Below are 13,283 nucleotides of genomic sequence, written 5' to 3' on the forward strand. Positions count from 1 at the left end.
CTGGACAGGATCTCGCACACGGTTATTTGCATCGCGGCGTTTGTTATCTATTACAGCCTCTTTTATTTGGAATTTTTCATTCCTGGTTTTATGGCGCTTTATCGAAATGGCCTTGCCGGACCGTTTCTCTACACCGCGCTGTTATTACCTTGCTCGCTATTACTCTGGCGCTGCTACGCGCGCCATTTTGCGGGGCTGTTACCCGTTGGCACACTGGCGCTGCGCAATTTTATCGTGCCACTGCTGGCGCTGGCGGTGATGCTGGTGATGGAGAAATTGTTTCAGCAGCCTGAACCCTGGCTCGATTCGCTGCGCGATTACACCGGGTTGACCCGCTGGGCGTGGATATTAACGGCGTGTCTGGTGGCACCCGTAAGTGAAGAGATTATCTTTCGCGGCTTTTTACTCAATGCCAGCCTGGGATGGGGAAAAGTGCCGCAACAGGTGGGGATTGTACTGACGTCATTGCTGTTCGCCGTCATCCATATGCAATATCAGGCGCCTGTCACCTTCATTCAGCTCTTTATTTTTTCTGCGGTGTTGTGTGTGGTCAGGCTCGGTACGGGCGGCCTGATTGTCCCGATGGCGCTGCATGCGCTGGCGAACACCTTCGCGCTGGGGGATATTTTCCTGCAATAAAAAAGGGAAGGTTTCCCCTTCCCTTTTCATTGTGGTCAGACACGCACCGTCAGGCGGACTGAAGATGAATGTGCAGACACATCAGAAGCCCAGACTGTCGAGCAGATCGTCGACCTGATCCTGGCTTGCCACCACGCCCGCTTTGGTCGCGTCGAGTTGTGGGCCATTGAGCAGGCTGTCATTTTCACGCTTCGGACGTGCGGACTGTTCCGGAATGTTCTCCAGCAGTACCATCAGCAGCTGACGTTCGATCTCCTGGATAACATCCATCATGCGTTTGATAACCTGACCGGTGAGGTCCTGGAAATCCTGCGCCATCATGATGTCCAGCAACTGGGCGTTGGTGAAGCTGGTGTGCCCCGGAATTTCGCCAAGGAATTTGCGCGTATCGGTCACCAGTTCACGCGCATCCGCCAGTTCGATCGGGTTTTCAAACCACTCGTCCCAACGTTTGCTCAGCGCTTTCGAACCCTTTTCCATCTCATCCTGGTGCGGCTGAGAAGCTTCAACGCTATTAAGCGCGCGTTCTGCCGCTTGCGCGGTCATCTGCACTACATAATCCAGACGGTCGCGCGCGTCCGGAATGGCTTCCGCCGCTTCGGCAATCGCCTGGTCAAGACCTAACTCGCGCAGGCTATCACGCAACATACGCGTCAGACTGCCGATCCGGGCAATGATGTCGCTGGGTGAATGTTCGTCCGCTGGTTTAATTGAAGGTTGAATCATTAGCCAGTCCTCACATGCCAAGTTTCTCGAAGATCTTACCGAGTTTCTCTTCCAGGGTTGCCGCGGTAAACGGTTTCACCACATAGCCGCTCGCACCGGCCTGCGCCGCCGCGATGATGTTCTCTTTTTTCGCTTCTGCTGTAACCATCAGCACCGGCATGGAGGCCATATTGCTGTCGGCACGAATCGTTTTCAGCAGTTCCAGACCGTCCATGTTTGGCATGTTCCAGTCGGAGATAACAAAACCGAAGCCACCCGTCTGCAATTTGTTTAACGCATCAACACCGTCTTCTGCTTCTTCAACGTTGTTAAATCCCAGCTCTTTTAGCAGGTTACGTACAATTCGACGCATGGTGGAAAAGTCATCCACAACCAAAAACTTAAGCTCTTTATCCGCCATAAAAAATTACTCCTGGTTCAAATACGTATTGCCTGTCCGGCACTGATTTTCGCCAGCATCTGCTGGCTTACCTGGCTAAGATCGACCACTTCGCTGACGCCACCCATATTGATGGCCTCACGCGGCATGCCGAACACCACACAACTTGCTTCATTTTGCGCAATCGTCCAGGCGCCAGCCTGGTGCATTGCTAACATTCCGGCCGCGCCATCGTTGCCCATCCCCGTGAGAATGACCCCCACGGCGTTACGCCCCGCGTGTTTCGCCACCGAATTAAACAGCACGTCCACCGACGGTCGGTGCCGGTTAACCGGCGGTCCGTCGTGGATCTTAATTTGATAGTTCGCCCCGCTACGCGCCAGCTCCATATGCCGATCGCCTGGTGCAATATACGCGTGTCCGGGTAATACGCGCTCACCATCTTCTGCTTCTTTGACGCTGATCTGACAGAGCTTATTCAAACGCTCAGCAAATGAGCGGGTAAAGCCCGGCGGCATATGCTGAGTGATAAGAATACCCGGACTTGAGAGCGGCAATGGCTGGAGTACATGCCTAATTGCCTCTGTTCCTCCGGTTGACGCGCCAATTACCAGCAGTTTTTCCGAGCTGAGTAACGGCCCGGCCTTCAGCATGGTCGGCGCTTCCATCGGTTTATGTGCCGCGATACGCGCGCGTGACGCAGTGCGTACCTTATCGGCAATCATCTCGCTGTAAGCCAGCATGCCTTCGCGAATGCCAATCTGCGGTTTGGTGACAAAATCAATTGCCCCCAGTTCCAGCGCGCGCAATGTCACTTCCGAGCCTTTTCCGGTCAGTGAAGAGACCATCACCACCGGCATCGGGCGCAGACGCATTAATTTTTCAAGGAAATCCAGCCCGTCCATGCGCGGCATTTCCACATCCAGCGTTAACACGTCCGGGTTGAATTTTTTAATTAAATCCCGGGCAACCAATGGGTCTGGCGCCGTCGCCACCATTTCCATATCGCTGTGGCTATTGATAATTTCTGTCATGATCTGGCGCATCAATGCGGAATCATCGACGGACAACACCCTGATTTTACTCATGCTTTATCCTTACTCAGCGCATAAACTGTTTGCCCACGAAGGGTAAACTCACGCACGAGGTTGCTGAAGTTCTCCGAATGCCCGGCAAACAGTAATCCGTCCGGCTTAAGCAGCGGAGCGAAACGATGCAGAATGTCCTGTTGCGTCGTTTTATCAAAATAAATCATTACGTTACGGCAAAAAATTGCGTCGAAAGGCCCCGGAACGTTGTACTGCTTATCCAGCAGATTGACCGTGGTGAAATCGACGTAGTTCGCCAGTTCCTGCCGTACACGCACCAGCCCGGCATGCGGGCCAGTACCGCGCATAAAGTAGCGTTGCATCTGCTGGGGCGAGAGGGTTTTCAACTCGTCCTGGCGGTAGATGCCGCTACGTGCTTTTTCCAGCACTTCGGTATCAATGTCGCTGGCGAAAACTTTCCAGCGACCCGGTGCCATACCCAGCGCATCAGCGAGGGTAATGGCAAGAGAGTACGGCTCTTCGCCTGTCGACGCCGCCGCGCTCCATACCCGGTATTCCCCCGTGCGCTTGCGCGCATGGTCCGCGAGAACCGGGAAGTGGTGTGCTTCCCGGAAAAACGCGGTGAGATTGGTGGTCAGCGAGTTAATAAACGCTTGCCACTCGGCGCTGTTCTGGTTCGCTTCCAGCATGCTCAGATAGCGGCCAAAATCGTCTAACCCCAGCGCGCGTAAACGGCGGACAAGGCGGTTGTAAACCATGTCGCGTTTATGATCCGCGAGGACAATCCCCGCGCGCTGGTAGATCAATTGACATATCCGACGAAAGTGCGCGTCGGACAGCGCCAGGCGCTGTGTCATCTGTTGCAATATTGATGACGTTTGCCCGTTAGGCATGGATGATGTCATAGCGCCTTCTCAACTAGGTTCAGGATGCAACGGGCACTGCCTTAGGCGGTGCCACTTCGGGTATTGCGACATGCTCTTCAATCTTAAATACGGCCACCAGCTCAGTAAGGTTATTTGCCTGGTTAGCCAGTTGGTCGGTGGCGGAAGCTGCCTCTTCTACCAGCGCAGCGTTCTGCTGTGTCACCTGATCCATCTGTGTTACTGCCTGAGCCACTTGCTCTATCCCGCGCCGTTGCTCATCGGACGCGGAGGCGATCTCGCCCATGATATCGTTGACCTGAGTGACAGAGCGGACGATTTCCGTCATCGTCTGCGCGGCGGTATCCACCAGCGTGGAACCCTGCTGAACGCGGGAAACCGACTCTTCAATCAGGCCTTTAATCTCTTTTGCCGCCTGCGCGCTGCGACTTGCCAGGTTACGCACTTCACCGGCCACCACCGCGAAACCACGTCCCTGCTCACCGGCGCGGGCCGCTTCAACGGCGGCGTTCAGCGCCAGAATGTTGGTCTGAAACGCAATGCCATCAATCACACTAATGATGTCACCAATTTTCTGCGAGCTACCGGCAATCTGCTGCATGGTACTTGCCACGCTCGTGGTCTGCTGCCCACCTTTTCTCGCCGTTTCCGCCGCACTCTGCGCCAGTACGGAAGCCTGACGCGCGTTATCGGCGTTCTGGCTTACCGTCGACGTTAACTGCTCCATGCTGGCAGCGGTTTGCGCCAGCGACGCCGCTTGTTGCTCCGTTCTCGACGATAAATCATTGTTACCCGCCGCGATTTCCGAGATACCGGTATGCATCGCGTAGCTGCCCTGACGAACATCGCTCACCGTGGTGCGTAACGCCGTTTGCATCTTTTTCAGGCTGGTAAAAATCGCCGCGATCTCGTTACGCCCGTCAACGACAATCGGTCGCGCCAGATTGCCTTCGGCGATGCTGTCAAAGTGACTGCTGACAACCGCCAGCGGCTGGACAATCATCTTGCGCGACCAGAACAGCGCGGCGCTGGTCAATAACGCGGCAAGGATCACCACCACGACAAAAATAACCGCCGAGCGATGATAGTTGCTTTCACCATCCGCTCTCGCCTGTTCAGTAAAGTGGTTAATGTGTTTTTCCCACGCACTGAAACTGGCATCAAACTTATCCTGCGACTCCTGCACCGGCGCGGTCATAAAATCCGACAACTGGTTATTCTCAAGCCAGGTCGCCTGGTGCTCCAGGTCACCACGCCAGGCGGTGTAACTGGCCTGCGTATTTTCCTGTAATTTTTTACCTTCCGGTGTCATCACCTTCAGGCCAAGAAACTCTTTTTCTACCTCAGCCGACTGCTTGAGGCTGGCTTTCGCCTGGGTCATCAGCGCTTTGATGTCATCCGGCGGATAACTGAGCGCCGTTAACGTCCCGGCTTTGTTCAACGCGGTGCTGGCCTGAAGTAAGGTGGCCCGCATCTGCATTAATGCGCTGCGCTGGTGATTACTGTTTTCTACTTCTTGTAAATGTGAAGTGCTCTCTTTAAATGCCCAGAAAGACAACCCGTTACTGCCAACCTGTAAAATGCCACACACGATCAAAATCAAAAAAAGTGTTGTCGAGATGCGAATACGATTTAACATTAACGCCCCATCTGGCGGAAAAAGTCCGCGGTTAAGAACAGCTAAAATGTTTCCCAGTTATCTTCTTGTCCGGTTACAAGTTGGCGACTCCGCGCCGGGGTCTGAGCGCTGCCTGCTGCCGGAGTTGTAGCACGCGACGCCGATTTGCCGGATACAGAAGAAAGGCGGAAAGCAGATACCGCCTGCGTCAACAAACTGGCTTGTTCTTCTAAGGCGGCCGCTGCGGCTGCCGATTGTTGTACCAGTGACGCGTTTTGCTGCGTGACGCGATCCATTTCGGATACCGCCAGCGCAACCTGATCGATGCCGCGGCTCTGTTCATCAGAAGCCGAGGCGATCTCACCCATAATGTCGTTCACCCGTGTTACCGCGTTAACGATGTCCGACATCGTCTCCCCTGCGCTCTCCACCAGCACAGAACCGGTATCGACACGGGAGACAGAATCTTCAATTAAGCCTTTAATTTCTTTCGCCGCCTGCGCACTGCGGCTGGCAAGATTGCGCACCTCTCCGGCGACCACGGCGAAACCACGCCCCTGCTCGCCTGCTCGCGCGGCTTCCACCGCGGCGTTAAGCGCCAGAATATTGGTCTGGAAGGCAATGCCGTCAATCACACTAATAATATCGGCAATTTTTTGCGAACTGCCCGCAATTTCGTGCATGGTTTTTACCACGCTGTTAACCACTTTACCGCCGCGCTCTGCCGTTTCCGACGCACTCTGCGCCAGTAATGAAGCCTGGCGGGCGTTATCGGCGTTCTGTTTCACCGTGGCGGTCAACTCTTCCATACTGGCGGCGGTCTGCTCAAGGGCGGACGCCTGCTCTTCGGTACGGGACGAGAGATCGTTGTTGCCGGCGGCGATTTCGCTGGTACCGGAGTAGATAGCATCTGAACCCTGGCGAACGTTGGTCACCGTTTCGATCAGGGCGTTCTGCATATGGTCAACGCTTTGCGCCAGCTCCGTCATTTCACTGCGACCCGCAATGGTCAGCGAATGCGTCAGGTTGCCACCGGCAATTTCACGAATGTGGGCAATGACCGCCGACAGCGGCGACAGCAGAATACGGCGAATGCCATACCAGACCCCGGCCAGCACGATCACCAGCGCCAGCGCCAGAATCGCCATCTGCCATTTGGCGAAGGTGTAATCACTGACGCTCTGTTCCCAGGCATTGCGATACAAGCCTTCACTCAATTCCGCGTATTTCTTCATCGCATCGCCAAGGGCGTTTTGCATCCCCTGCGTTGGCTGCGCCATAAAGCCGTTAATGTTGCCGCCTTCAAGGAACTGCACCAGCTCCGCTAAGGCATCGTGATAAGTGCGGTACTTTTCATCGAGCGTCTGGCGCGCGGTGTCGGTTTCCGGCAGTGATGGCAACGCACGGAAGGCATCGTAGTGTTTTGCCGCGTCGGCAAGTGAGGCTTTGGCGCTGTTCAGCAAATCGGTTTTCGCACTGCTCTGCTGGTTGCTCGGATCCAGCAACATCCGCGCTGAAGAACGGCTCAGGTTGATACGCGTTTGTAGCATCAACTCCCAGGCTTTGCCTAATTCCGTTTGTTGCATGCGCAGGTCATTGGAGACCGCAAAACTTTGCTGGTTTTGCTTAAGCGACGAAAAAAACAGGCCACCAGAGACAAGCTGTAACAAGGCAAAGACCACCAGCACGCTCATAAGCAGAGTAACGACGCGGATACGGTTCAACATGCAACACCTTCTTGATAAGTTCTTAACGGTGTTATCGGCATGCGGCCACGGAACTTTACATTTGCGAAAGGGAATTAAATTATGACTTAAAACGCGATATCCACAGTTAAGGTATCGCTATAAGTTCCCCCCGGCGGCGTGGTCTGCGACGTCAAAATTTGCGCGGTGTAATTGTAGGTTCGCAGTAGGCCATCGGTGCTCACTTGCGATGAGACGCCGCTTGACCAGCGCTCCGCACCGGCGCTGCCCCAGCGGTTGCTGGTTGCCCCTTTGTAAATCTCATAACTGAGCCGGTTAGTGCCGCTGGCCATATTTCGCGCGCTGCCGTTGTAGTAGCCGCCGTTGTTGATGCCGACGGTGTAAACCATGCCTTTCGTACAGGTGATGGCAATAGATTGCGAAATGGTCGGGAAGTTGCGCACCAGCGGCGCGCTGCCGAAATTGACATTCGGTGCGCTGATGGTGGTGCAGTCATTGGTGACGGTGCCGTTGACCTGCAGGTTGGTGGCCGCCGTACCCGTTTGTGCTGTCGAACAGAACCCTAAAACCCCTACCGAACAGACGTTATACGCGACGCTAAAATTGAGCGTCACTGTATAAGGCCCGGCGCTCACATTTTGCCCCGGAACGGTGAGGAAATAGAGCGGCAAGGTGTAGGTTCGGGTGCCCAATAACGCCAGCAAGGTTGAACCGCTCCAGGTGTAGCTGTTGCCGCTGATTGTCGCTTCGCTGTTATTGGCGCAGTTGGCCTGGCCGCAGACGCGGATCGGAATGGCATCCGTCACGGCGGCGTTGTCAGAACGTTTCATCGCGCCCCGGTTCGACGCGGTGGCGCTCGCCCCGGTCAGCGTCAGGGTAATCGAGTCGTTGGTGAGCAGGTTGAGCGCCGCATCGCAGCGCACAATCAGGCTGGCGGTGGTGTTTTGCGCCGAGGCATTAAGCACAAACGACGTCACTGTGCCGAACGCACCACTGGTCGTGCTGACCGTACAGGCCGACCACGCTGACCCGCAGCTCAGGAGTAATAACAGAAGAAGTAGCCGACGCATTAAGGGTTCCTCCGGCAGGTCAGTGGTCCGTAGGTTTGCAATTTATGTTCAGGATTGGCGATCAGCGTGAAGCGGGTGTCACAGGTTTTGCCATCCGGCAAACGGACATGCAGCGCATTGGCCTCATCCAGGCTTTCCAGCCACGCAATGCCGTCATAGCCGACAATCGCGGTGGCTTTGCCCGCCCGGTCAACTTCGCTGGCAAGCGGAATGGCTTCGCCGTTTTCATCATGCAGGATCACGCTGGCGACGCGCTCCTGCACCATTGGAAACTCCACCAGATAGCCGCTGCGCCGACGCAGCGAGATCTTGCGCTCAGTATCTTTCAGTTGCGTATCCGCCGGTAAATTCAGCGTATTGATGCTGTAACTGGCCGGGTAATAGGCAGATACACCGCTCACCAGCAGATAGCCGTCACGGTTGGTTTCACCGACGGGCTGATTTTCATAATTCACCGGCACACCGCCATGACCGCCGGTGCTGATCACCGCAAACGCGTCATTAATGCGGTTGGCGGCAAATAACTGGCCATCCATCAACACCAGCGAACCCAGCGCTTCGCCCCACCATGTCATCATGTCGCTTTCGCCGTAGCCGCCGCCCTGCAACTCGACATTGTTATTACGCCAGGCCAGCGTGCCCTGCTGGTAATTTTTCGCCTGCGACTGGTGCGCAAAAGCCATATTCCAGCTAAAACCGCCATCGGTCGGCATGGCGTGGTTATAGTTGATACGCTCAGTGGAGCCGTTGTCGGGGGTTCGCTCCATACTCACCGCCGCGCTATCCATGTCGCTCATCGGGATTTGCAGCGATAAAGCAAAGTTCCAGTCCCCCTGCTGGTTGTCGCGGCTCGCCGCCAGATAAAGACTACTGCCTCCCCACAGATTACGGCTCCAGGAGAGGTTGAGCAGTTCCGTCTTTTGATTATCAAAGCTGCGCACACCGATCCATGCCGCCCCCACATTACCGAAATCGCCCATATTAAAGGTCAGCGCGTATTGGTCCGTGTTGCGGCTCAGGCTGGCGACAGGCCGTTGCCCGTTGCGTTGCTCGTTGTTGTAGAAATTGCGCTGGTCGTAGAGCGCCAGATTGCCAAAGTCGCGATCGCGTCGGCTGTGCTGCGTGTTAACGCTAAACAAGCGGGTGTTGTACTGATAACCCCAGGCAAGCTGGCTGCCGTTATCGCCAGACATGCGGCTTTGCGTCCATGCGCCATTGAGCACGCCGAGCCGTCCGAGCTTCAGCACCGCGCCGGCACCGCCGAGCGTCAGCGACTGCGCCGCTTCACCGTGCCCTTCGAGGGTTAAATAATCGGTCAGGCCATAGCGATACGATCCGCTGCCCACCAGCGTCCCATAGTCAACATTCTCAATACCATAATTGCGCCGCAGCGCACCCACGGTAATCGCCCCGTCGCTCAAGCCAGGTTTGAGCAAATCGCTGGCGACATAAAAAGGCAAGGTGGTGCTAACCTGGCGCCCCAGCGCGTCCGTGGTCACCAGCACGGCATCCCCCGCGCCGTTGATATAGGGCATATTGGTCAGCGTAAAGGGGCCCGGTTGTAACTGGGTGTTCCCGGCGCGATAGCCGTTAATAAACACGTCCACCGAGGTCGGCACTGCCGCTTCGCCGGAGAAGGCGGGCAGTGGCCAGGTGACCAGATCCGGGCGCAGAGAGAAGTCGCGCCCGTAACTGACGCCGCCAATACGCACACTGCTGCTCCAGGTTAAGGCATCGGAAATAACATCGCCCACGCTCCACTGCGTGGCGTCATCTTCATCGGTAAACGTAAGGGTGGTGTCATAACGCATATACCCTTCCTGCTGCCTGAGGTTGCCGGAAAGTGTCTTACGCAGTGAACCGGTTGAGGAGAGCACGCCGTTGCCGTTGAAGTAGCGAAACTCATGCCACAGCGCCGCCTGCCCGCCAATATGTTCGTTGGCGCTGGTATAGACATCGTAATTGAGTAACGCGCCCTGGCCATATTTCGGTGTCGTGCGTCGCAGGCCCGAGTTGAATGCCGTAGCACGCTCCGGCACCCACTCGCCGGGCACCGAGAGCAGCAGACGCTGACCCGCACTGTCATACTCGGCGCGCACATTCGCCAGGGCCGATACATTGACCTCCCCTTGTGGCACATGCTCAGCAGGCAGCCCGGCCTGCAGGAGGTCGGCGCTGGAGATAAAAAAATCATTCTGCCGCCGCGTCACGGGCACCACTCGCTGGGTATCGTAATGGTTAATCACCAGGCTTAAATGGAAAACCGCGTGCTCATTGATGGCGCGCGCATCGGGCGGCGGCGGGAGCATATCATCGCCCTGCTGTGCCCATGCTGTACTGCCCAGCAGCATAGCCGTGAGCGGTAAAATCAGTTGCCCGCGGACGACTGCCATTCGCTATCCCTGGCATTGATTGTCGCCTTCATCTCCACTGGATTGTTGATGCCCGCAGGTAGCGGCCAGCTTCGCACGCTGTGCGGCAGGACATAACCGAGTAGTCCTTCCGCAACCTGTCGCGTTTGACCGCCTTGCCGAACGGTGACTTTGCTTAACCGGACATGGACATCGCCATTGTTACGCACTTCCAGCGCCGGTTTGCCGTTATCCCGGCTTACCCGCCAGCGTAAATCTTTGGTATCCACCAACGCATGGTGCGCGCCGCTGGTGTGGGTTTCGATGCCGGTGCCATAAACAAAGAGCGGAATCGAGTAGCGCATTTGCAGCTTGAGGCCAATTTGTGGTTTGTCGCTGCTTTCCGGCTGCGGGATCTCATCAACGATGATGCGGTAAGCCTGTTCGACACCCGCCGGAATTGACGCCTGCTTAATCAGGCGGATCAGCTGTTTGCTCTCTTTTTCGATTCTCACAATCGGTGGGCTGGCAACGATTTCGTTTTGTTGCTGATAACGTTCAAGTCCCTTTTCCTGCTGCCAGCGGACAATGCGCACCTGCATGGTGGTGGGCGCTTCGCCCTGGTTCTGGATCCATAATTCGGTGGCGTTGCTGGTGGCGCTTAGCCACGGATCGATGGGCCAGAGCAGAATAGTGGCCGCCGCAAATGCGTGGCTCGCGCTAAGTGTCAGCGCACAGGTACACAGCAAGCCCGCCGCGCGGCCAGACGTAATGACCTTCATCTCCTTCTCCCTTGTTACCATGACAATGTCACAGTGAGTTGATCGGTATAGGTTCCCGCCGGGCTGAACCCGGTTAGCTGCGCCGCGCCGAAAATCGCCAGCGAAATACTATTGCTATTGCTGTACGCGACGGAGACGCTCTGGTTGACGCCGATCTCGGTATTTGCCGCCAGCGTACTGCTGGTATAGAGGCGATAAGGCACGCGATCTGTACCGCCGCTACGTTGCAGATTGCGCACGGTGGAATAGTTCTGCCCGCCGTTGATGCTCATACTCAGCGCCACGCCTGGCGTGCAGCCCAGCGAGAGTGACGCGGCAGGTACGAAGCTGGCGGTGACCTGCCCGCTCTGCACCCCGGTGCGGGTGCCAAAATTGAGTGAGCCGAGCGCCCCGCCGCTGCCGCTCACCACCGAGCAGCCTGGAGTGATGGTTGCGCCCACGGTGAAGGTTTGCGTCGTAACCGCAAACGCAACCTGCGGCGCCCACATCCCGAACAGGAGCAGCCCAGAAATTACGCGCAGAGATCCCCGCTTCCCCCGCAGGGAAACACGCATGCCGCCTGGCATCATGCGGGAAGGTTTAGTACGTCACGCTCACGTTGATCGTATCGGTATAGGTACCCGGTACGACGCTAACGCTGTTGCCGCCGCCGGAGATCCGCCCATAGAGCGTGTAGTTATCGACACCACCGGTCGTTGACGCGCGAGGAATGTTGGTGTTGTTAGTGATGACGTTGCTAAAGCCGCTATCACTATAGAGGCTGTAGGCAACGCCTTGCGTGGTATTGGCCGCGTTGACCAGGTAACGGGCAGGCGTTCCCGGTGTGCCGACGACGGTGCCGGGCGCGGTAGAGTTGGTGTTGCCGGTTACCTGTACGGTGTAATCGGTGGTGGTACATTGAATACCGAAGCTTTTACCGCCGCCGGCGTTGGTGAGTTGGGTGGTGAGCTCTGAAAACGTCGCCGGATGGGTACCAAAATCGAGCGAACCAAAGTTGATACCGTTCTGGCTTGGCGAGCCGTTAATCAGGCAGCCATTAGTCAACGTCAGGGTTGCGCCAATTGTCCCGCTACTGGTGACCGCTCGCGCATTTTGCCCGACCATCACCAGCGCACCACTTACCAGCACATAAAGTAATTTTCTGTTCATGTTTCCACCTCCGAAAATACCGCGTGCTGTTTATTTCACCGCGCAACGAATTAGCCATCGAAATAAGAAAAACACGCAACCGATTAAAGCAGGAATAACAGAAATTTAGTTTACGCTTCGCGCTTCAACCACTTAAACGTAACGGCGCGCACCCCATAACCTGGTAATAATTTTATCTCTGTAAATCATTTAGTTAACGAATAAAAAACGGTTAACTCATTAATTTTCTGAAAGATATATACCTTAATTTGTGATGAGCATCACAATATGTGACGAGTCGTAAAGAAAAGTAAGCAGAATTTATGAAGTAGAAATTAAGCAGGTGTGAAGCATATATATTATAGCGACAAGAAAATGGGCAAAAATAAAGGCAGATGAAGTAACTTCACCTGCCTTTATTATTAATCGATTTGCGTAATTATTACGCTACGTGCGTGGCAGCAATATCCAGCAACGCCATTTCTTCGCTGTTGAGCAGTTTTTCAATGTTTACCAGAATCAGCATACGGTCGCCGAGCGCGCCGAGGCCGGTCAGGTATTCGGTCGACAGCGTTACCGCGAATTCCGGTGCCGGGCGGATCTGGTCAGATGCCAGCGACAGGACGTCGGAAACACCATCAACCACAATGCCCACCACGCGCTGACCGAGATTCAGCACGATGACAACCGTGTTGTCATCATACTCGACATCGCCCTGGCTGAACTTCACGCGCAGGTCGACAATCGGCACAATCACACCGCGAAGGTTGGTGACGCCTTTGATAAAGTCTGGGGTATTGGCGATTCGGGTCACCTGATCATAGCCACGAATTTCCTGCACTTTGAGAATATCGATTCCGTATTCTTCATCGCCCAGAGTGAAAACCAGGAACTCCTGACCTGATGGCTCGCCCGCCAGTTTTGCTACATTACTCATACCGGTCATGTTTT

Annotated in this window: 13 protein-coding genes; 1 reads left to right on the plus strand and 12 read right to left on the minus strand. The window is 55.5% G+C overall.

Annotation, left to right across the window (positions count from 1 at the left end):
• Positions 1 to 90 precede the first annotated feature (90 nt).
• Entirely contained in the window at positions 91 to 639 is a 549-nt protein-coding gene (locus IP581_RS13695) for a CPBP family intramembrane glutamic endopeptidase (RefSeq protein ID WP_228007768.1), read from the plus strand.
• Positions 640 to 720: 81 nt separating this feature from the next.
• On the opposite strand, the gene cheZ is transcribed toward IP581_RS13695, so the two are convergent.
• The 12 genes from cheZ to cheW all read right to left on the minus strand — a co-directional run bounded on the left by cheZ (position 721) and on the right by cheW (position 13,278).
• Positions 721 to 1,365, minus strand: coding sequence for a protein phosphatase CheZ (gene cheZ, locus IP581_RS13700; RefSeq protein WP_020454142.1), 645 nt, complete (start codon positions 1,363 to 1,365; stop codon positions 721 to 723).
• Positions 1,366 to 1,375: 10 nt separating this feature from the next.
• Complete coding sequence (gene cheY / locus IP581_RS13705; RefSeq protein WP_007371559.1) at positions 1,376 to 1,765, minus strand: chemotaxis response regulator CheY; 390 nt, start codon at positions 1,763 to 1,765, stop codon at positions 1,376 to 1,378.
• A gap of 17 nt (positions 1,766 to 1,782) precedes the next feature.
• Positions 1,783 to 2,832: a protein-glutamate methylesterase/protein-glutamine glutaminase gene (locus IP581_RS13710; protein ID WP_020454143.1), complete on the minus strand. Its 1,050-nt coding sequence runs from the start codon at positions 2,830 to 2,832 to the stop codon at positions 1,783 to 1,785.
• Positions 2,829 to 3,698: a protein-glutamate O-methyltransferase CheR gene (gene cheR / locus IP581_RS13715; RefSeq protein ID WP_086874046.1), complete on the minus strand. Its 870-nt coding sequence runs from the start codon at positions 3,696 to 3,698 to the stop codon at positions 2,829 to 2,831. Before cheR ends, IP581_RS13710 begins: the two co-directional genes overlap by 4 nt.
• Before the next feature lie 19 nt (positions 3,699 to 3,717).
• A complete protein-coding gene (gene tap / locus IP581_RS13720) occupies positions 3,718 to 5,316 on the minus strand; it encodes a methyl-accepting chemotaxis protein IV (protein WP_086874045.1) in 1,599 nt (532 codons plus the stop codon).
• Positions 5,317 to 5,357: 41 nt separating this feature from the next.
• Positions 5,358 to 7,022 (minus strand): methyl-accepting chemotaxis protein II, encoded by a 1,665-nt coding sequence (gene tar / locus IP581_RS13725; protein ID WP_193820628.1) that lies wholly within the window; start codon positions 7,020 to 7,022, stop codon positions 5,358 to 5,360.
• A gap of 86 nt (positions 7,023 to 7,108) precedes the next feature.
• The gene (locus IP581_RS13730; protein WP_193820629.1) at positions 7,109 to 8,071 is read right to left on the minus strand and encodes a Csu type fimbrial protein; all 963 of its coding nucleotides are present in this window, start codon (positions 8,069 to 8,071) and stop codon (positions 7,109 to 7,111) included.
• Positions 8,071 to 10,464: a fimbria/pilus outer membrane usher protein gene (locus IP581_RS13735; RefSeq protein ID WP_193820630.1), complete on the minus strand. Its 2,394-nt coding sequence runs from the start codon at positions 10,462 to 10,464 to the stop codon at positions 8,071 to 8,073. The genes IP581_RS13730 and IP581_RS13735 overlap by 1 nt, the downstream gene beginning before the upstream one ends.
• On the minus strand, positions 10,440 to 11,204 hold the full coding sequence (locus IP581_RS13740; RefSeq protein WP_193820631.1) for a fimbrial biogenesis chaperone: 765 nt from the start codon (positions 11,202 to 11,204) through the stop codon (positions 10,440 to 10,442). The genes IP581_RS13735 and IP581_RS13740 overlap by 25 nt, the downstream gene beginning before the upstream one ends.
• A gap of 14 nt (positions 11,205 to 11,218) precedes the next feature.
• The gene (locus IP581_RS13745; RefSeq protein WP_193822701.1) at positions 11,219 to 11,692 is read right to left on the minus strand and encodes a Csu type fimbrial protein; all 474 of its coding nucleotides are present in this window, start codon (positions 11,690 to 11,692) and stop codon (positions 11,219 to 11,221) included.
• Positions 11,693 to 11,783: 91 nt separating this feature from the next.
• Positions 11,784 to 12,353 (minus strand): Csu type fimbrial protein, encoded by a 570-nt coding sequence (locus tag IP581_RS13750; protein WP_193820632.1) that lies wholly within the window; start codon positions 12,351 to 12,353, stop codon positions 11,784 to 11,786.
• 421 nt (positions 12,354 to 12,774) lie between these two features.
• On the minus strand, positions 12,775 to 13,278 hold the full coding sequence (gene cheW / locus IP581_RS13755; protein ID WP_007371553.1) for a chemotaxis protein CheW: 504 nt from the start codon (positions 13,276 to 13,278) through the stop codon (positions 12,775 to 12,777).
• Positions 13,279 to 13,283 lie beyond the last annotated feature (5 nt).

The sequence above is a fragment of the Kosakonia pseudosacchari genome (assembly GCF_015167415.1).
GTDB classification, from domain to species: domain Bacteria; phylum Pseudomonadota; class Gammaproteobacteria; order Enterobacterales; family Enterobacteriaceae; genus Kosakonia; species Kosakonia pseudosacchari.